At 72.0% G+C, this 19,606-nt stretch carries 14 protein-coding genes; 8 read left to right on the top strand and 6 right to left on the bottom strand.

The features are described from left to right. The 3 genes from AB0B58_RS38295 to AB0B58_RS38305 form a co-directional block, all read left to right on the top strand. A partial coding sequence (locus AB0B58_RS38295) for a glycosyltransferase family 2 protein (RefSeq protein ID WP_360234785.1) occupies positions 1 to 871 on the top strand: 871 nt, incomplete at its 5' end. Continuing rightward, positions 868 to 2,817, top strand: a complete 1,950-nt coding sequence (locus AB0B58_RS38300; protein ID WP_360234788.1) for a galactose oxidase-like domain-containing protein — start codon at positions 868 to 870, stop codon at positions 2,815 to 2,817. The genes AB0B58_RS38295 and AB0B58_RS38300, both read left to right, overlap by 4 nt. 24 nt (positions 2,818 to 2,841) lie before the next feature. Beyond that, a complete protein-coding gene (locus AB0B58_RS38305) occupies positions 2,842 to 3,909 on the top strand; it encodes a glycoside hydrolase family 6 protein (protein ID WP_360234791.1) in 1,068 nt (355 codons plus the stop codon). 62 nt (positions 3,910 to 3,971) lie between these two features. Here AB0B58_RS38305 and AB0B58_RS38310 read toward each other — a convergent pair whose 3' ends face one another. Further along, complete coding sequence (locus AB0B58_RS38310) at positions 3,972 to 5,549, bottom strand: lysyl oxidase family protein (protein ID WP_360234794.1); 1,578 nt, start codon at positions 5,547 to 5,549, stop codon at positions 3,972 to 3,974. 174 nt (positions 5,550 to 5,723) lie between these two features. Between AB0B58_RS38310 and ppc the strand changes: the two genes are divergently transcribed. After that, a complete protein-coding gene (gene ppc / locus AB0B58_RS38315; RefSeq protein ID WP_360234797.1) occupies positions 5,724 to 8,519 on the top strand; it encodes a phosphoenolpyruvate carboxylase in 2,796 nt (931 codons plus the stop codon). Between the two features lie 67 nt (positions 8,520 to 8,586). Here the strand turns inward: ppc and AB0B58_RS38320 are convergent, their stop codons facing one another. The 5 genes from AB0B58_RS38320 to AB0B58_RS38340 all read right to left on the bottom strand — a co-directional run bounded on the left by AB0B58_RS38320 (position 8,587) and on the right by AB0B58_RS38340 (position 13,384). After that, on the bottom strand, positions 8,587 to 9,297 hold the full coding sequence (locus AB0B58_RS38320; RefSeq protein ID WP_360234800.1) for an ABC transporter permease: 711 nt from the start codon (positions 9,295 to 9,297) through the stop codon (positions 8,587 to 8,589). Position 9,298: 1 nt separating this feature from the next. Further along, positions 9,299 to 10,210: an ABC transporter ATP-binding protein gene (locus AB0B58_RS38325; protein WP_360234803.1), complete on the bottom strand. Its 912-nt coding sequence runs from the start codon at positions 10,208 to 10,210 to the stop codon at positions 9,299 to 9,301. Then, positions 10,207 to 11,070: an ABC transporter permease gene (locus AB0B58_RS38330; RefSeq protein ID WP_360234806.1), complete on the bottom strand. Its 864-nt coding sequence runs from the start codon at positions 11,068 to 11,070 to the stop codon at positions 10,207 to 10,209. The genes AB0B58_RS38325 and AB0B58_RS38330 overlap by 4 nt, the downstream gene beginning before the upstream one ends. After that, positions 11,063 to 11,977 carry an ABC transporter ATP-binding protein gene (locus tag AB0B58_RS38335; protein WP_360234809.1) on the bottom strand — a complete coding sequence of 305 codons (915 nt, stop codon included), beginning with the start codon at positions 11,975 to 11,977 and terminating at the stop codon, positions 11,063 to 11,065. Before AB0B58_RS38335 ends, AB0B58_RS38330 begins: the two co-directional genes overlap by 8 nt. Before the next feature lie 75 nt (positions 11,978 to 12,052). Beyond that, entirely contained in the window at positions 12,053 to 13,384 is a 1,332-nt protein-coding gene (locus AB0B58_RS38340) for a glycosyl hydrolase (RefSeq protein WP_360234812.1), read from the bottom strand. A gap of 157 nt (positions 13,385 to 13,541) precedes the next feature. Between AB0B58_RS38340 and cysC the strand changes: the two genes are divergently transcribed. The 4 genes from cysC to AB0B58_RS38360 all read left to right on the top strand — a co-directional run bounded on the left by cysC (position 13,542) and on the right by AB0B58_RS38360 (position 19,604). Further along, positions 13,542 to 15,065: an adenylyl-sulfate kinase gene (gene cysC, locus AB0B58_RS38345; protein ID WP_360234815.1), complete on the top strand. Its 1,524-nt coding sequence runs from the start codon at positions 13,542 to 13,544 to the stop codon at positions 15,063 to 15,065. 110 nt (positions 15,066 to 15,175) lie between these two features. Continuing rightward, positions 15,176 to 16,990: a Wzz/FepE/Etk N-terminal domain-containing protein gene (locus AB0B58_RS38350; RefSeq protein ID WP_360234818.1), complete on the top strand. Its 1,815-nt coding sequence runs from the start codon at positions 15,176 to 15,178 to the stop codon at positions 16,988 to 16,990. Beyond that, a complete protein-coding gene (locus AB0B58_RS38355) occupies positions 16,987 to 18,378 on the top strand; it encodes a hypothetical protein (RefSeq protein WP_360234821.1) in 1,392 nt (463 codons plus the stop codon). Before AB0B58_RS38350 ends, AB0B58_RS38355 begins: the two co-directional genes overlap by 4 nt. Then, positions 18,375 to 19,604: a hypothetical protein gene (locus tag AB0B58_RS38360; protein WP_360234824.1), complete on the top strand. Its 1,230-nt coding sequence runs from the start codon at positions 18,375 to 18,377 to the stop codon at positions 19,602 to 19,604. Before AB0B58_RS38355 ends, AB0B58_RS38360 begins: the two co-directional genes overlap by 4 nt. The last annotated feature ends 2 nt before the right edge of the window (positions 19,605 to 19,606 follow it).

Below are 19,606 nucleotides of genomic sequence, written 5' to 3' on the forward strand. Positions count from 1 at the left end.
CAACGCCGTACGCATCTCCGCACTGCGCAGCATCGGCGGCCTGCAGGACTCCATCACCGAGGACATGGCCACCAGCCTGGTGATGCACAGTGGACGCAACCCGGACTCGGGCGCACGCTGGCGCTCGGTGTACACCCCGGACGTGCTCGCCGTCGGCGAGGGGCCGTCCTCGTGGACCGACTACTTCACCCAGCAGCACCGCTGGTCGCGCGGCACCGACGAGGTCGTCGTCACGTCCTTCGCGAAGTTCATGTGGCGGCTCGGCTTCCGGCGCGGGCTGCACTATGCGCTGCTGACCTCGTACTACCCGCTGACCGCGCTGGCCTGGCTGCTCGGCGCCGCGAACGCCGTCTGCTACCTGGTGCTGGGTGCCAAGGGCGTGCAGGTGCCACAGGAGGTGTGGCTGATGCTCTATGTGGACGCCGCGCTGTTCCAGGTGGGCCTGTACGTGTGGAACCGCCGGCACAACACCAGTCCGCACGAGGACGCGGGCTCGTCCGGGCTCGCCGGCATGCTGGTGTCCACGCTGTCCACGCCGATCTACGTGTCGTCGTTCGTCAGCGCGCTGCTGCGCCGCAACACCGGCTTCGTGGTGACGCCGAAGGGCGACTCGGCCAGCCCGGACCGGCTGGTGACGTTCGCGCCGGGGCTGCGCTGGGCCGCGTTCTACGTCGCGCTGCTGATCTCGGCGCCGATCGGCGCGCACGTACACGGCGCGATGTGGCTGTGGCCGGCCATCAACCTCGTGATCTGCCTGATGCCGCCCGCGATCTGGGTCGGACAGGAACACCAGCGCCGCCGGGCCGTACCGCCCCCCGCGAGCGCACCGCCCGAGAGGACCGCCGAGGAACCCGTGGAGTCGTACGCATGAAACCCCGCCCCCGCCCGTCGACGGCCCGCCGCCTGCTGAGCGGAGCGATCGGTCTCGTCGTCCTGGGCCTGCTCGTCTTCGTCAACCGGCCCGTGGTGGCGTTCGGCTCGGACGCCCTGCACGACTTCACCATCAACCGGCTGTCCTACAAGCAGAAGTACGGGCACTGGGCGCGGCTGCCGGTGCCGCTGAAGTTTCGGGTCAACGCGATCCACGCGGCGCTGCTGCACACCGGCAAGGTGCTGATCATCGCGGGCAGCGGCAACAACCGCGAAGACTTCGAGGCCGGCACGTTCCGCACGGTGCTCTACGACCCCGGCCAGGACAGGTTCAGCGAGGTGCCGACGCCGACCGACGTGTTCTGCGCCGGGCACACGTTCCTGCCCGACGGCAACCTGCTGATCGCGGGCGGCACGAAGTCGTACGAGGTCCTGGAGAAGGACATCACCCACGCCGCCGGGGTGATGAAGATCAAGAATGAGTCGCCGACGGGCGGCCCGCGGGTCTTCCCCCGGGGCACCCGGCTGACCGCGAAGGACGGCAGGGCCTACCTGACCCGCGACGACGTGACCGTGCCGGCGGCGATCGCGATGAAGCACGGCGACCAGGTGATGACGCACGCCGGCGCGGCCGAGGTCTGGGTCGACGCCGAGGCGGCGGGCGACGCCTCGATCGTCGACCACCCGGCCCAGTACGCGGTCGCGGGCCTGACCGGCCTGGATCAGCGCAACATCTACGGCCTCTCCGACAAGATCACCCGGGAGAAGCAGGAGTACGGCGGCGACCGGACGTCGTACGAGTTCGACCCGCGCACCGAGCGCTACGTGCGCACCGGCGACATGGTCCGGAGCCGCTGGTACCCGACGCTCGCCGAAATGCCGAACGGCGACGTGCTGGCGGTGTCCGGGCTGGACGAGTTCGGCCGGATACTGCCCGGCGACAACGAGAGCTACGTCAGGGCGAAGAAGCGCTGGGTGGCCGCGCCGAAGCTCAAACGGGTCTTCCCCACCTATCCGGGGCTGCACCTGGCGGCCGACGGGCGGCTGTTCTTCTCCGGCTCGAACTCGGGCTACGGCTCGGACACCGAGGGCCGCACGCCCGGCCTGTGGGACCTGACCAACAACAAGTTCCAGGTCGTTCCCGGGCTGCCGGACGCGCGGATGACGGAGACGAGTTCGTCCGTGCTGCTGCCGCCGGCACAGGACCAGAAGGTCATGATCTTCGGCGGCGGCGAGGTCGGCGAGTCGCCGGTCTCCACCCGGCGGACGGCGATCGCCGACCTGGACGCGGCGAAGCCGGCCTACGTGCCCGGCCCGGACCTGCCGCATCCGGCGCGCTACCTGAGCACCGTGCTGCTGCCCGACGACACCGTGCTGACCACCGGCGGCTCGTCCGGTTACCGCGGCGGCGCGTACCGCGGCCAGACCCGCAGCGATCTGTTCAACGCGCAGATCTACCGGCCCGCCGGTGACCGGTTCGAGACGGCCGCCGAGTCCACCGTCGGACGCAACTACCACTCCGAGGCGCTGCTGCTGCCCGACGGCCGGGTCATCACCATGGGCAGCGATCCGCTCTACGACCGGGCCGGCCGGGATCCCGGCACGTTCGAGCAGCGCATCGAGGTGTACTCCCCGCCGTACCTGTTCAAGGGTGCGCGGCCGGTCGTCGGCGCCGGGCCCGGCACCGTGCAGCGCGGAGCGAAGGCCGAATTCGCCACGCCGGACGCCGGGCGCGTCCGCACGGCCCGGCTGCTGCGGCCCGGCGCCGTCACCCACGTCACCGACGTCGACCAGCGGTCGGTCGCCCTTGACCTGACGCGCTCCGCCGGCGGGGTCGCCGTGACCGTACCGAAGGCCAAGGGTCTCGTCCCCTCGGGCTGGTACATGCTGTTCCTCATCGACGACAAGGGCGTGCCGTCGACCGGCCGCTGGATCCAGGTGCGGTGAGCCATGTCACGACACTCCTGCACGATGCGGTTGCGCTGGCCGATGCTGGCCGCCGGGCTCTGTCTCGCGCTCGTCCTCGCCGCCATCGTGACCCGCTCGATGCGCGGCGCGGACTCGCCGGTGGTGGCCGGGCCGACGGCGACGCAGCAGCAGCCGCCGCAAGAACAGCAGCCCGCCGCGGTCGCCGGTGGCGGGCGGCTCTCGGACCGCCGGCTGTACGTCGATCCGCACGGCGCCGCCGCGGAACAGGCCGCGGAATGGGAACGCACCGGGCGTACCGCCGAAGCCCGGATCATCCGGCGCATCGCCGACCGGCCGACCGCGACGTGGTTCGCCGACGCCGCACCCGGCTACGCACAGCGGGCCCGGCGGTTGGTCACGGCCGCGACCGCGGCGGGCCAGTTGCCGGTGCTCACCCTCTACAACATCCCCGGCCGGGACTGCGCCGGCCACTCGGCGGGCGGCGCGTCCGACGCCGCGGACTACCGGGCCTGGGTACGAGCGCTGGCGGGCTCCCTCAGCGGGCACCGGGCGCTGATCGTGCTCGAACCCGACGCGATCCCGCAGGCGGTGCAGGGCTGCCTGAGCGAGGTGGACGCCGAGCAGCGGTACGCGATGCTGGCCGAGGCCGTCGAGGCGCTGCGGGCGGTACCGGGCGTGCTGGTCTACCTCGACGCGGGCAACCCGACGTGGATCACCCAGCCGGCCCGGCTGGTCGCCGCCCTGCGCAAGTCCGGCATCGCCCGGGCGTACGGGTTCGCGCTCAACGTGGCCAACTTCGAGACGACCGCGGACAACGTGGCGTACGGCGGCCGGCTGTCCACATTGCTCGGCGGCGCGCATTTCGTCGTCGACACCAGCCGCAACGGCAACGGGCCCGCGCAGAAGGGCGCGGGCGACCGGCACTGGTGCAATCCGCCGGGGCGGGCACTCGGCGAGGAGCCGACGACCCGGACCGGAGTGCCGCTCGCCGACGCGTTCCTGTGGGTCAAACGGCCGGGCGAGTCCGACGGCGCCTGCGGCAGCGGCGCGCCGCCGGCCGGGCAGTGGTGGCCCCGGTACGCCCTCGATCTGGCCCGTCCACCGGCCTGACCGGCCGGGACCCGCGGGCACCGACCCCACGCTGGATCGGTGCCCGCCGGCCGGCCGGTGTGTCAGCCCTCGATGCCGTTGACCGGGGGCACCTCGAGGGTGCGCTCGGTCGGCGTGCCGCCGAGGACGATCTTCCGGAGCGACGTGTTGTTCGTCGTGCTGAGCTCGGTCAGCCGGTTGACCGGGTTGGCCTTGACCTCGATGTAGTAGGTGCCGTTCGGCAGGTCGGTGATCTCAAAGGACTGGCCGGGCCGTTCCTGCGTGTAGGTGTCGCCGTTACCGATGTCGAGCACCTCGCGCACCGCGACGGCCGTGTTCTGGCCGCACGAGCTGGAGAGGTCGGTGTTCTGCGGGCGCCACTTGGCGTTCGGGATCGTGTAGTCGACCGCGTCGGTGTTCACCAGGCAGAACGCCTCCTTGCCGCTGCGCACCGCCTGCTTCTTGTCGCTCGAGAGCAGGTTGTACTGCGCGAAGTCGGTGAAGTGCCAGTGCCGGTGCCCCTCGCGCGCGTCCCACTCCATGGTGCCCGCGGCGACCGAGCCGACCTCCTTGCCCTTGGCGTCGAAGAAGTACTGGTACGCGTCCATCAGCTCGGTGCCGGTCTGCCGGAAGCCGTCGACAAGCAGCGGCGACGTGCCGCCGTTCCAAACGGTGGCGCCGAAGTTGACGTACTGCTTCCCCTCGTCCTGCGACAGCGAGATGCCCCAGGCGGGCAGCGAGCGCAGATCGGGCCGCGGGCCCTTGGGGATGCTGGCGGCCTTGACGGCCTTCGGCTTCTTCGCCGGCGGCCGGAACTCCGGCTTGTACGCGGAGATCTGCAGCTTCGGGTCGCCCTCGCCGGCGTGCTCGCCGTGCTCGGCGACGGCGGCCGACTCGGCGGTGTCGTCGCCGACCCGCGCGGCCTTGACCTTGGCGGCGCCCGCCTCGGCGGCGCGGGTGCCCTCCTCGACCGTCTCCACCTTGACGTTGACGTTCAGCGTCGCGGAATCCGCAGCGATCTTGAAGTGGTCCTGGTACGCCTTGTTCAGCGTGACGGTCGCCCGGTAGTCGCCGTCCGGCAGATCGAGGTCGCCGGTGGTCGGCATGCTGGACGTGATGGCGTTCCAGCCGGCCTGGATGCCCCAGACCGAACCCAGGGTGAAGGGGTTGCTGTCGGCACAGCCCTGCGGGTACGGCGTCTCGGCGGGCGCGTCCCGCCGGGTCCGCGCCGATTCGTAGCTGTTGGGGCAGAAGTCGGTCGAGTAGTTGGCGACCTCGGTGCCGGCCGCGTTCTTGATGGTGACCGTGGTGAAGTCCTTCAGCCCGCCCCAGCCGGTGACCATCCCGGCGGGCAGCGCCACGTTCTTCTTCTTGCCGTTCTTGACGACGACCTGATGGGCGACGATCGGGTCGGCGTAGGACTTGCGGGACGCGTGGATCTCGAACGGGTCCTTGCCCGCGATCACGTGGACGCCCAGATTGAAGGAGAGGTAACTCTGGTCCTCCCATACGTAACGCTCCGCCACCACGTTCGGCGTGGCGAGCGTGAACGCCAGGGGCGGCGGATCGGTGGCCGCGTTCGCCACGCCCATGCCGGCGGCGGCCATGCCGACGGCGGTGGCCACGGCGCCGGCCACCAGTACTCGAGTCCTTCTTGTCATGCTTTTCCCTCCCCGGGAACCTTTGTGTCGCACAGGTAAGCCGGAAAGGCGTGAAGCGGACGTAAGGACGTATGAGACTTACCTCAAATCACGCAGGGTGGGCGCCTCACCGATACGATCTGCAGAGTCGGGACAGCGCAGTCCTTCCGCACGCGATGCAAAAGGAGCGCTCCGGTGACAGACCAGCACGGCCAGCTCGACCCCGACGGCCCCGACGCGGCGCTGCGCGCCGACATCCGGCGCATCGGCACGTTGCTCGGCCAGACCCTCGCCCGGCAGGAGGGCAAGCCGCTGCTCGATCTGGTCGAGGAGGTGCGTGCGCTGGTCCGGGCCGACGCCCCGGCCGCCGCCGAGCGCCTCGCGGCCCTGGACGTCACGACCGGCACCAAGCTGGCCCGGGCGTTCTCCACCTACTTCCACCTGGCGAACATCACCGAGCAGGTGCACCGCGCCCGCGACCTGCAGCGCCGCCGGGCCCGCGACGGCGGGTGGCTGGACCAGGCCGCCAAGCGGATCGCCGAGCAGGGTGTGCCCGCCGAGGAGATCGCTGCCGCCGCGCGCCGGCTGGCCGTCCGTCCGGTCTTCACCGCGCACCCGACCGAGGCCGCCCGGCGCTCGATCCTGTCCAAGCTGCGCCAGCTCGCCGACTCGCTGGACGCCGAGGCGAGCGCCGCGATCCTGTACGGCGCATCGGACACCACCGCCTCGACGCGGCGCTTCGCCGAGCTGATCGACCTGCTCTGGCAGACCGACGAGCTGCGGCTGGACCGGCCGGACCCGACGGACGAGGCCCGCAACGCGGTCTACTACCTCAAGGACCTCTACGCGGACGCCGCCCCGCGGGTGCTCGACGACCTCGCCGAGACGCTGCGCCGGCTCGGCGTGGAGACGGCGCCGACGTCGCGCCCGCTGACCTTCGGCACCTGGATCGGCGGCGACCGCGACGGCAACCCGTTCGTCACCCCGGCCGTCACCCGCGACGTGCTGATGATCCAGCACGAGCACGGCATCCAGGCCACCGAGGCGGCGATGGACGCGCTCATCGACGAGCTGTCGGTGTCCCGCCGGCTGCGCGGGGTCTCGCTCGACCTCTCCGCCAGCCTCGCCAACGACCTCGACGCGCTGCGCGAGGTCGCGCCCCGCTTCCGGCGTACCAACGCGGAGGAGCCGTACCGGCTGAAGGTCCGCTGCATCAAGGCCAAGCTCGCCAACACCCGCGAGCGCCTGCACCGCGGCACCGCACACGTGCCGGGCCGCGACTACCTCGGCAGCGACGAGCTGATCGGTGACCTCGAGCTGATCCGGGCCTCGCTGGCCCGCAACTCCGGGCAGCTCACCGCGGTCGGGACGGTCGCGTCGGCGATCCGCACGGTGTCCGGCTTCGGCCTGCAGCTGGCGACGCTCGACGTCCGCGAGCACGCGGAGAAGCACCACGAGGTGCTGGCGCAGATGTACGCGCGGGTCGGGGAGGTGGACGACTACCTGTCGCTGGACCGCACCGAGCGCACCAAGCTGCTCTCCACCGAGCTGACCGGGCGACGGCCGCTGTCGAGCACCGACACCCCGCTCACCGACTCGGCACGCAAAACGTTCGACGTGTTCAACACGATCCGCGACTCGCAGGACCGGTTCGGCGCGGACGTCGTCGAGTCGTACATCATCTCGATGACCCTCGGCGTCGACGACGTGCTCGCCGCGGCCGTGCTCGCCCGCGAGTCCGGCCTGATCGACATACACAGCGGCCGCGCCCGGATCGGCATCGTGCCGCTGCTGGAGACCCCGGCGGAGCTCGACGCCGGCGGCGAGCTGCTGGACGAGATGCTCTCCCTGCCGGCCTACCGGGAGATCGTCAAGGCCCGCGGCGACCTGCAGGAGGTGATGCTCGGCTACTCCGACAGCAACAAGGAGGCCGGGATCACCACCAGCCAGTGGTCGATTCACAAGGCGCAGCGGGCGCTGCGTGACGTGGCGGCCCGGCACGGCGTCCGGCTGCGGCTGTTCCACGGCCGCGGCGGCACGGTCGGCCGCGGCGGCGGCCCGACGCACGAGGCGATCCTGGCCCAGCCGTACGGCACGCTCGACGGCGCGATCAAGGTGACCGAGCAGGGCGAGGTCATCTCGGACAAGTACACGCTGCCGACCCTGGCGCGGGAGAACCTCGAGCTGACCGTCGCGGCCGTGCTCCAGGCGACGCTGCTGCACACCACGCCGTCGGTCGACCTCTCCTCGCTGGCCCGATGGGACGCGGCGATGGACACGGCGTCGGGTGCCGCCTTCGGGGCGTACCGGGCGCTGGTGGAGAACCCGGACCTGCCGGCGTACTTCTGGGCGGCGACCCCGACGGAGCTGCTGGGCGCGCTCAACATCGGCTCCCGCCCGTCGAAGCGCCCGAACGCGGACGCGGGCCTGGGCGGCCTGCGGGCGATCCCGTGGGTCTTCGGCTGGACGCAGACCCGGCAGATCGTGCCGGGCTGGTTCGGCGTCGGCACCGGCCTCGCCGCGGTCCGTGACGCCGGCGGCGCGGACGTGCTGCGGGAGATGTTCGCGAACTGGCAGTTCTTCCGCACCTTCATCTCCAATGTGGAGATGATGCTGGCGAAGACGGACCTGAACATCGCCCGGCGCTACGTCGAGACCCTGGTACCCGCCGAGCTCAAGGGAATCTTCGCGACCATCGAGCGGGAGTACGCGAAGACGGTCGAGCAGATCCTGGCCATCACCGGCCACGACCAGCTGCTCTCCAGCCAGCCCGAGCTGTCGCGCACGCTGGGCGTCCGCGACACGTACCTGGAGCCGTTGCACCACCTGCAGGTGGCGCTGCTGCGGCAGTACCGCGAACTGAACGACGCCGACCGCCAGCCGCCGACGGCACCGGGCGCCCGCCGGTCGCCGTCGGACTCGACGGCCCTGGAGCGCGCCCTGCTGACGACGGTGAACGGCATCGCCGCCGGCATGCGCAACACCGGCTGATCCGCGCCGCAACCACGACGGCCGGGCCCCTGCACAGGGTCCCGGCCGTCGCCGTCGTTGCGGACCGTCAGCTGGTCTCGCCCGCCATGCTGAAGCTGCGGAGGCGGTCCACCGCGGCCACGGTGCAGCCCACGATGAAGATCGCCGCCATGACGACCGACAACGTCCCGGACACCTTGGAATCGAGCAGCACCGTCGGCTCGATCCGGTCCGCGATCGTGATCACGTACTGCTGGATCGACAGGACCCGGGTACCGCTGACGAAGTTACCCAGCAGCCCCTCCCAGACCAGGATGTAGACCAGGCCGAGCAGCACCGGCCGGCGGGTCAGCAGGCTGAGCATCAGGAAGAACGCCGAGTACGCGCAGGCGCCCACCGCGGCCGCGGCCGCGAGCGCCAGGCCGAGGCGCGCCGAGTCGGCCAGGGCGCCCGCCACGAAGAGCGGCACCGCCGCCGTCACGGCGCTCACCCCGATCGCCACGCCCAGCTTCGCCAGGACGATGTCGCGGCGCGGCAGCGGCTTCGTCAGGATGTGCACGATCGTGCCGTCGTCCACCTCGGAGCCGAGCACGCCGGTGCCGACGATCAGCGTCACCACCGGCAGCACCACGGCCAGGCCGAGGCCGACCAGCACCGGCGGTCCCCACTCCGCCGGGTTGACGTCGTACGCCCTGCAGAGCAGGGCCAGGCCGACCAGCAGCGCCGGCAGGGGAAGCAGCAGGAGCACCCGGCGCCGGCCGAACAATCCGCGGGCGGTGATCCACGCAACGGTCGACACGTCAGGCCTCCAGCAGGTAGGAGAAGACACTCTCCAGGGACTCGTCGGACGGCAGCAGCTTGCGCAGCCGGATGCCCTCGTCGAGGGCGATGCGCGGCAGGGCGCGGGTGAAGCTGCCGTAGTCGCTGGCGCGGACCGTCAGGCCGACGTGGTCGATCTCCACACCGCTCACCGACTTCTCGCCGATCAGCGCGACCGCGAGCCGCCGGTCGTCCGACGACTGGAGCGCGAACACGTGCGGGCGGTGCGTCATCAGGCGGCGGATCCGGCGGTAGTCGCCGGAGGCCGCCAGCCGGCCGGCCACGATCACCTGGACGGTGCCCGAGACCTGCTCCACCTCTTCGAGGATGTGCGAGCTGAACAGGATCGTGTGGCCACGGTCCCCCAGCTCGTGCAGCAGGCTCATCATGTGCATCCGCTGGCGCGGGTCCATGCCGTTGAACGGCTCGTCCAGCAGCAGCACCTGCGGGTTGTGCACCAGCGCCGCCGCCACCCGGGTGCGCTGCCGCATGCCCTTGGAGTACGTCTCGATGCGGCGGTCCGCGGCGTCGGTCATCTCGACCATCTGCAGCGCCCACTCGGTCGCGGCCGCGGGGTCCGGCAGCTTCTGCATCCGGGCGCTGGCGTGCACGAACTCGCGGGCGGTGAGGAAGCCGTGCACCGCCTCGCGCTCCGCGACCAGGCCCAGCCGGCGGTAGATCTCCGGGTTGCGCCAGGTCGACGCGCCGTCGATGGTCACCGTGCCGCGCGACGGCGACAGGAAGCCGGCCATCATGTGCAGCACGGTGGTCTTGCCGGCGCCGTTCGGGCCGAGCAGGCCGGTCACGCCCGGCTCCAGCGTCATGCTGATGTCGTTGACCGCCACCACGTTGCCGTACCAGCGGGACACGTTCTGAAGCTCCACTGTGGTCACAGCGAGGCCACCCTCCGGTAGCGGGCCAGTAGCAGCAGCAGGCAGGTGACGATCAGGGTGAACGCCTCGATGGCGTACACCGGGCCGAAGCGGCCGATGTTGAGGCCGGTGTTGGCGCCGGTGATCAGCCACTGGGCGACGCCGCTCACCAGCGTCATCGGGCTCGCCAGGAAGGCGAGTTGCTGCGCGGTCGCGGACGGCAGGATCGCCAGCACGCCGACGATCGGCGTGGTCATCAGGAAGACGGCCACGATGCCGCCGGCCGCGAACGCGCGCTTGCCGGTCAGCGACGCCACCAGCAGGCCGATACCGGTGAACACCAGGGCCCAGAGCAGGCTGTATGCCCACCCCGAGAGCAGGTAGCCGAGCTCGGTCCAGACCCCCGACATGCCCTTCTTGGTGGTGAAGGCGCCGCCGAGGAACATGATCAGCTGCGGACCGGCCAGCAGCGCCCAGACCGCGGTCGCCATCGCGGCGACCTTCGCGCCGACGTAGTCCGCGGCGCGCAGCGGCCGGCTGAAGTAGAGCGGCAGCACCCCGGCGCGCATGTCGCGGGAGACCAGCTCCGGCGCCACGATCGCGACGAAGAAGATGATCAGCCAGCTCATCGCGTCCGCGAACTGGATGTAGTTGAGCGGCAGCAGGCCGGTCTGCGCGCGTACCGCGGCGAGGATCACGGCGACCAGGGAGACGATGCCGAAGACCAGCCAGGGGAAGATCTTGGACTTGGCCGACCGGCCGAAACCGTAGGCCGCGCGCAGGCCGTGCACGTAGAGCGCGCCCAGCACCGCGCCGCGGCCCAGCCGCGGCCCGGTGTAGCGCTGATATCCGATGTCATGGATGACGCTCGACTCAGACATCGGCGGTCTCCCTCGTGGCGAAGAGCTCGGCCACCCGGTGGCGTCGCTGGTCCAGGCGGTGCAGCGGCAGGTCCAGGTCGGCGACGGCCCGCAGGATGCGGTCGTAGGTCTCCTCCTGGTCGAGCGGCACGAGCAGCATCCGGCCGTCCCGTGTCACCGGCAGCCCGAGCGCCAGCAGGGCGGTGGCCAGTTCCTCCGTGCCGTCGCTGACCTCGACCGCGAGCACGTCGCGGGCCTCCGTCATCGCCGAGATGCGGTCCGCGCGCAGCAGCCGGCCGCCCTCGATGGCGACAAGCGAGTCGCAGATCCGCTCGACCTCGCCGAGCAGGTGCGAGCAGACCACGACGGAGATGCCGAACTCGGTGCCGATGCGGTGCACGAGCGCCAACATGGCGTCCCGCCCGGCCGGGTCGAGGCCGTTGGTCGGCTCGTCGAGCAGCAGCAGGTCGGGGTCGTGCACCAGCGCCTGCGCGAGCTTCACCCGCTGCTTCATGCCGGTCGAGTAGCCACCGATCTGCCGGTAGCGCTCCTCGTAGAGGCCGACGTGCCGCAGCGCCTCGGAGGCGCGTTCGCGGGCGGCGGTGCGGGGCAGGCCGCTGATCCGGCCGAGGTGGGTGACGAACTCCGCGGCGGAGACGTCGGGCGGGAGCGCGTCGTGCTCCGGCATGTAGCCGACCTTGGCACGGACCCGGTCGGGGTCGACGGTGGGATCGATGTCGAAGACCCGGACCTGCCCGGCCGTCGGCGCGATCAGACCCAGCATGATCTTGATAAAGGTCGACTTGCCGGCGCCGTTGGCGCCGACAAGTCCAATGATCCCGGGCTCGACGGAGACGGTCAGGTCCTGCAGGGCGGTCACCCGCCCGCCGTACGTCTTGGTCAACCCGTGGGTGTCGATGAGGCTCACAGCGACAGCCTATGAAGAGCTGTCACGGTTGCGGATCAGGTGAACCCCGGACTCACCCCTGAGACCGCCTATGCCTCAGGGCGTGGACGGCACGACGTCGACCTGGAAGATCGGCATCCGGCCGAGCTCGCGATACGCCCTCAGCGACGCGGCGGTCGCGTCGACCCGGGAGTCGCGGCCCTTCTGGCTGCGCGGCGTGTCGAAGTGCACCATCGCCCGGATGTTCGGGAACCGGCCGATCTGCCGGCCGACCTCGCGGTAGAACTCCGCCTTGTGGCCGGGGTTCCGCTTCGAGGTCCAGACGCCCCACTCGGCGACCATCAGCGGCTTGTCCGGGTGCCTGCGCGTGGCCCAGTTGTAGAAGCCCGGCCAGTTCGGGCGCGCCGAGCTCTGCCTGTTCAGCAGCTCCGCGAAGTCGCCGTGGCCGTAGCCGGGGTCGCCGTAGGCGTAGGTGTCGAAGCCGATCCAGTCGACCACGCCGTCGCCGGGGTACATGGCCTGGAACCAGCTCTCGCTCGTGTGCGGCACGTACGCCATGTGCACGAGCACGGTGACCAGGTTGTCGACACCGCGGGCGCGGAGCCGCTCGACCACGTGGCGGTACATCGCCGCATAGTCCCGGGCCTGGTAGCCGGATCCCGCCCGCTCCCGCACGTTGTCCTCGGCCTCGTGGTGCACGGTGAAGAAGAACTGCTCGGGGAACTTCTGGTTGATGTGCCGGGCCAGCCGGTCGAGGAACGCGTCGGTCGCCCGGTCGCCCTTGGCGATCCTGGCCCAGGACGCGCCCGACGGCTTCCAGTTGAGGAAGAGGATGCGCTCCCGGCCCGGCTCGCGGGCGATCGACACCTCGGCCTCGGTCGGGAAGAGCTGCCGGTTGCCCCGGTGGTAGGCGTGGAAGACGTCCTGGTGGCGCTTGGTCTTCTCCTCGAACTTCGCCAGCGCCCGCTTGCCGCGTTCGTCGGTGAAGGCGCCGGGCGCGACTCCCCACAGCACGCCGCAGGTCGGCACGAGCTTGCGACCGGTACGGCAGCGCCGGTCGCCGGACTCCGAGGACCGCGTTCCGTCGGCGGTGTCCCCGCCCGAACCGGGGCGCGACGGCTGCGCGCCGGACGTGGCGGAGCCGCGGTCACCGGGTACGCCGGAGGAGCCGGTGGCGCCGGGCACCGCGCCCGGCCCGCCGGGCAGCGCGGACGCACCCGGCTCGGCCGGTGTCCGCGGACCGCCGAGCGGCGGCAGCGTGCGGCCGGGCACCGTCACGGTCGGATCGTTGCCCGGCCCGTAGGGCAGTCCGAGTTGATCCACGCCGCCGGTCCACGCCCATGACAGGGTGGCGACCAGCGAGATGGCGAAGATCGCCGTCATGGCGATGATGTGCAAGGGCCTGGCCCGGTGTGGTCGACGTCTCACGATCGCCCAGTATTCGACCTTATGTCCGTTTTGTCGACTACCTGGCCCGGTTACCCGCGTGGCGAAGATCCGTAACGGACAGACTGCCGAGCCCCGCTCGACCCCGGGGAGTCCGGCTGCGAAACTGTCCCTCAAGTCGCTGCAGGGGGAGTCTTAGGTGAACGACGGTTCTGTGCTGCCAGAGGACGTGCTGCGTGACGCGCCGACGTACACGCCGCGCGGGCACGAACTCGCCGACCTCGAGTTGCTGCTCTCCGGCGCCTACGCGCCGCTGACCGGCTTCCTCGGCCGGGCCGACCTGACTGCGCTGCGGCGCCGGGGCCGGCTCGCCGACGGGACACCGTGGCCGGTCGGCGTGACCTGTGAGATCCCGGCCGAGCTCGCCACCGCGCTCGACCTCGACGACCCGATGCGCCGCACGGTCGTGCTCACCGACCCCGAGGGCGCGCCGGTCGCCGCGATCGAGGTGACCGACGCCTGGCCCACAAAGGCGGGCATGTACGCGATCGGCGGGACGGTGCGCCGGATGGGCGACGGCGGGCACGGCCCGTTCCAGCGCCTGCGGCGCACCCCGGAGGAGGTGCAGGCCCTGCTCCCGCCCGGCCGGGTCCTCGGGGTCATCGCCGACCGGCCGCTGCACCGCCCGCAGCTGGCGCAGATCGCGCACGCCGCACGCACCCTCGCCGCGCACCTGCTCATCATCATCCCGGTGACCGGCCCGGGCCCCGACGGCCTGCCGCCGGAGGCGCTGGTCCGCTCCATCTTCGCGGCCCGCGACCGGATGCCCCCGGCCACGATCGTGGCGGTGCCGCTGATGCCCCGCAACGACGAGATGCGCGACGCGCTGCTGCGCGCGCGGGTCGCGACGGCCTACGGGGTCACCCACGTGCTGTCCACCGGGGACATGCTCTCCGGCGCCGGCCTGCGCGTGCTGGTCCCCCGCGAGCTGGCGTACGACAACCGCGACGGCCAGTGGCGCTGGCGCGACGACATCCCGCCACGCAACCGGCGGCTGGCGATGTCCACCGCCGAGATCGAGGACCTGCTCGACCGCGGCTTCCCGCTGCCCGAGTGGCACACGCCGCCCGCCGTGGCCAAGGAACTGGCCCGGGTGCGCCCGCCGCGGCGGCACCGCGGCCTGGTCGTCTTCTTCACCGGCTTCTCCGGCTCCGGCAAGTCGACAATCGCCCGCGGCCTCGCCGACTCGCTGCGGGAGGACGGCGAGCGGACCGTCACCTTCCTCGACGGCGACGTCGTGCGCCGGGAGCTGTCGGCGGGGCTCGGCTTCAGCCGCGCCGACCGGGACCGCAACGTGCGGCGGATCGGCTGGGTGGCCGCGGAGGTCGCCCGGCACCGTGGCATGTCCATCGCCTGCCCGATCGCCCCGTACGCCGACGCCCGCGCCGCCGTACGCAGGATGGCCACCGAGGCGGGCGCCGGCTTCGTGCTGGTGCACGTGGCGACCCCGCTCGAGGTCTGCGAACGCCGCGACCGCAAGGGCCTGTACGCACGCGCCCGGGCCGGCCAGCTCCGCGGCATGACGGGGGTAGACGACCCGTACGAGGAGCCGGCCGACGCCGAGCTGACGCTCGACACGACGGACATGACGGTGCCGGAGGCCATCGACGTGGTGCTGGCCTACCTGATGGAGAGCGGCTGGGTGGAACCGAATATGAAGTAACCGATCGCGGTGGAGTAGTTACGCAACGGCTTACGGGCCGTTTACCCCCTCGGGGGCGAAAAGCCCGATTGCTGTGAACTCAACTCCACCCCGAAAGGGCTGCCTTACCGATGGAAGATCCACGCCCGGTATCCGCCGACCTCTCGCACTACCTGGGCGTGTTCCGCCGGCACTGGTGGGTCGTTCTCGCTGCCGGCGGGGTAGGCCTCGGGCTCGGCGCCCTGGTCACCCAGACCGTGCCGAAGGTCTACGAGGCGTCGACGTCGGTGCTGGTGCAGGCCGTCTCCGGAGACACCAACGCCTCCGGCGGCCGGACCAAGGGCACCATCAACCTCGACACCGAGGCTCAGCTCGTCGCCTCCGGCGCGGTCGCCGTGAAGGCCGCGAGGCTGCTGCGCGCCGAGGGCTCGCCGCTCGAGCTCGCACGGAACGTCTCCGTCGAGGTGCCCGCCAACACCACCGTCCTGGTGATCCGCTTCGAGGCGGACACCCCCGCGGGCGCGCAGAAGGGTTCGCACGCGTTCGCGGAGGCGTACCTGCGCAACCGCGAGGAGACGGCCCGCGCCGGGCTGGACCAGCAGATCAAGACGCTGACCCTCAAGGTCAGGCAGCTCACCGCGAACCTGACCGGCATCAACAACCGGCTGGCCAGGGCGGAGAACGGCAGCTTCGAACGCAGCAACCTGGAGAGCCTGCGCAACAACTCGCAGAACCAGCTGAACAACCTGACCGGCCGGCTCAACGAGCTGACCACCGCCACCGTCGGCGCCGGCAGCATCATCAGCGACGCCCGCGAGCCCGAGGCTCCGACCAGCCCGAACGCGTTGCTCAACATCGCCACCGGCGGGATGACCGGGCTGCTCGCCGGGCTCGCGCTGGCGTTCGCCCGGGAGCGCTTCGACGGTCGCCTGCGTACCCCGGCCGACGTGCGGGACCGCGGGCGCATGCCGGTGCTCGCCGCGCTGGACGAGCGGACCGCCCCGCACTTCGACGACGTGCTCCAGCCGTACGGGCCGGGCGGGCGGGTCTTCAACCGGCTGCGCAACGAGGTCCTGGCGAGCCTGAAGAACGGCGACCAGATCCTCGTCGTCACCGGCGCCAGCCGGGGCTCCGCGTCGACGCTCGTGGCCGCGAACCTCGCCGCCGCGCTGGCGCGCACCGGAAGCGATGTCGTGCTGATCGGCGCCCACCTGCCGGACAGCGTGGTCGACGCCGCGCCGCTGGCGCGGATGCTCGGCGTCTCGGCGATGCCCGGGCTGTCCGACCTGCTGGCCGGGCGGATCGGCCTGAACAAGGCGATGCAGCGCACGCCACGCATCCCGTCGCTGCGGGTCATCACGACCGGCGGCGCCGCGACGGCGGCGGGCCTGATGCAGTCGCAACGGCTGCGCGACACGCTGGAGGCGCTGCGCCGGCAGTCCGGCTACGTGGTCATCGAGGCGCCCTCGACCACCAGCAGCGCCGACGCGCAGAGCCTGGCCAGCCTCGCCGACGCCGCCATCCTCGCGGTGGAGTTGCGCCGCGCCAAGCGCCCGGCGCTGCTGGACGCGGCCGAGCAGCTGAGCCGGGTCGGCACGCCGCTGCTCGGCGCCGTCGTGCTTCCCCGGTTGACCGGCATGCGCGGCGTCGAGGAGAGCCTGCCGGCCGTCACCCTCCCGGCCGAACGCAGGGAACCGCGACCGGACGAGACCGCGGTCCTCGACGCCGACCGGACCCAGCCGCTGCGGGCGCCGGCCTCGCCGGCGGCCGGCGGGCCGGTCCGGCCGCGCGAGGGCGACATGGACGATGTCACCGCGGTCATCGACCTGGGACCGAACGGGCCGCAGAGCACGGCCGCACCGCAGACCAAGGCCGCACCGCAGCCGAAGGCCGGTGCGCAGACCCAGACCGCCGAGAAGCCCGCCGACCAGCCGGAAGAGAAGTGACGCTGGTCGTCCCGGGCGGCCCTGGCACCTTCAGCACCCGGGCGGCCGGGCCCGCGCACCCGGTCGCGGCCGGGCGGCCGGTCGCGCTGCCCGCCTGGCCGCTCGCGAGCGTGCTCGCGTTCTACCCGGCGTGGTGGGCGCTCGGGCTCGGCGTGCTGATCTTTCCGATCATGGCCGCGCCGATGCTGGTGCTGCTGCTGCGCCGCCACGCGGCCGGGCGCCCGCTGCGGCTGCCGCCCGGCTTCGCCTGGTGGTTGCTGTTCCTCACGGCGGTCGTCGTCAGCATCGCGGCGCTCGGCGCCGACCCCTCCGGCACGGTGGTCGAGGCCGCGAGCGACCGCATGGTCGCGGTCGTCTACCGCCTCTGCCTGTACGCGTCCCTGAGCGTCCTGCTCGTCTACGCGGGCAACCTGACCGAGGCCGAGCTTCCCCGGCGACGCCTGGTCAACCTGCTCGGCTGGCTCTTCGTGGTCACGGTGCTCGGCGGCCTGCTCGGCATGGTGGCCGGGCGCTTCGAGTTCACCTCGCCGGTCGAGTGGCTGCTGCCGCACGGGGTACGCAGCAAGGGCTTCGTGCAGTCGCTGGTGCACCCGTACGCGGCGCAGATCATGGACCTGGTCGGCGGCGAGAAGCCCCGCCCGGCCGCGCCGTGGGGCTACACCAACACCTGGGGCAACAACTTCTGCCTGCTGATGGGCTGGCTCGTCGTCGCCGCCCACGCCTCCCGGCGGGGTGGCTTGAAGCTCTTCGCGGTGCTCTGCCTCGCCGTGTCGATCGTGCCGGCGGTCGTCTCGCTGAACCGCGGCCTGTGGATCGGCATCGGCGTCGTGGTCCTCTACGTCGCGGTCCGCTACGTGCTGATGGGCCGGATCTGGATCATCGGCGCGGTGGCGGTCGCCGCGGCCGCGCTGGTCGTCGCCCTGGTCGCCACCCCGCTCGGCGACACGGTCAGCGCGCGGCTCGACAACGGCAAGTCCAACGGGGTGCGCTCCTTCCTGATCGAACGCGCGGTCGCCGGCTTCGCCGACTCCCCCGTGATCGGCTACGGCTCGACCCGCAGCACCATGGGCGGCCGCAACTCCATCGCGGTCGGCGAGAGCTCCGAGTGCGAGCGCTGCGGCAACTTCACGGTCGGCGGCAACGGCCAGTTCTGGCAGCTGTTGTTCGCGCACGGCATCGTCGGCACGGTCGCCTACCTGGGCTTCTTCGCCTGCGGCCTGTGGCGTTTCCGGCGCGATCGCACCCCGATCGGCATCGCCGGCAGCGCCGCGATCGTGAGCTCCTTCTCGGCCATGCTCTGGTACAACTCGCTGGCCACCCCTCTGGTCTTCATGTTCCTGGCCTATGCGCTGCTCTGGCGCAACAAGATCGAGGGGGAAGGTTCTTGAGTCCGGTGAAGACCGCTCCGGCGGAACTGACCGTGGGAGACGCGGCGCTGCGCACGCAGTACCTGGCGGAGGTACTCGCGCTGCTCTACCCGGCACCGTGCGACACCACCGGCGGGCCTGGCGAGCCGATAGCCGAGTACCTGGTCGTGCCCGACGCGCGCCGACCCCGGCTGCTGGTGCCGAACACGTCCCGGCGGGTCGCGGCGGCGGCCGTCCGGCGCTACGCCGAGCCGCAGTCGATGGGCGCCCGGCTCAAGCGCGACGCGGTCGTGGCCGCCCTGCGTACCGGCGCCTCGAGTCTGCTGCTGCGCGACCGGGTGCGGGTCACCGGCCCGGTCGCCGAGAGCATCGACGGGCACCTGCGCGACGCGCTCCACCGCGAGCTGGCCGTCAGCATCCACATCGGGCCGGCCCGGGCCAACCGCAAGCCGGTGCTCCAGCTGATCACCCCGGCGGGCGAGACGTTCGGCTTCGGCAAGCTCGGCACCGGTCCGCTCACCCAGCAACTGGTGCACGCGGAGACCGCCGCCCTGCGGGCGCTGGGCACCGCCGGGCTCACCAAGCTGACCGTGCCAACGGTGCTGCACGCCGGGCAGTGGCGCGGCCTGCAGGTGCTGATCCAGTCGGCGCTGCCGGTGTGGCTGCCGCGGGCGCCGCTGACCCCGCGCCGGCTGACCGCGGCGATGCTGGACATCGCCGGTTGCTACGGCTACACCAGCGGGACCCTGGTCGGGAGCGCGTACTGGGCGGAGCTGCGGGGCCGGCTCGCGGCCGTCTGCGACCGGCCCGAGGGCGCCGCGCTGGCCTCGGCCGCGGAGCTGCTGGCCACCCACGCCGGGCAGCACACGCTGCGGTACGGCGCCTGGCACGGCGACTGGGCACCGTGGAACATGGCGAACCTCTCCGACACCCTGCTGGTCTGGGACTGGGAGCGGTTCGCCCGGGGCGTTCCCGTCGGCTTCGACGCGGTGCACCACGAACTGCAGCGCCGGATCCAGTCCACCGGCGACGCGACGGACGCGGTGGAGGCGACGGTGCGCCGGGCCGGCGAGCTGCTGGCCGCGTTCGGCGTCGCCGACGAGGTTCGCGAGCTCACCGCCCTGCTGTACCTGATCGACCTCGCCGCCCGCTATCTGACCGACCGCCAGGCCGAGGCGGGTGCCCGGCTGGGCGTCCTCGGCACCTGGCTGCTCCCGGTGCTCATCCGCCGGGTCGAGGAGCTGTGACA

It is taken from the genome of Actinoplanes sp. NPDC049118, assembly GCF_040648555.1.
Lineage (GTDB): Bacteria > Actinomycetota > Actinomycetes > Mycobacteriales > Micromonosporaceae > Actinoplanes.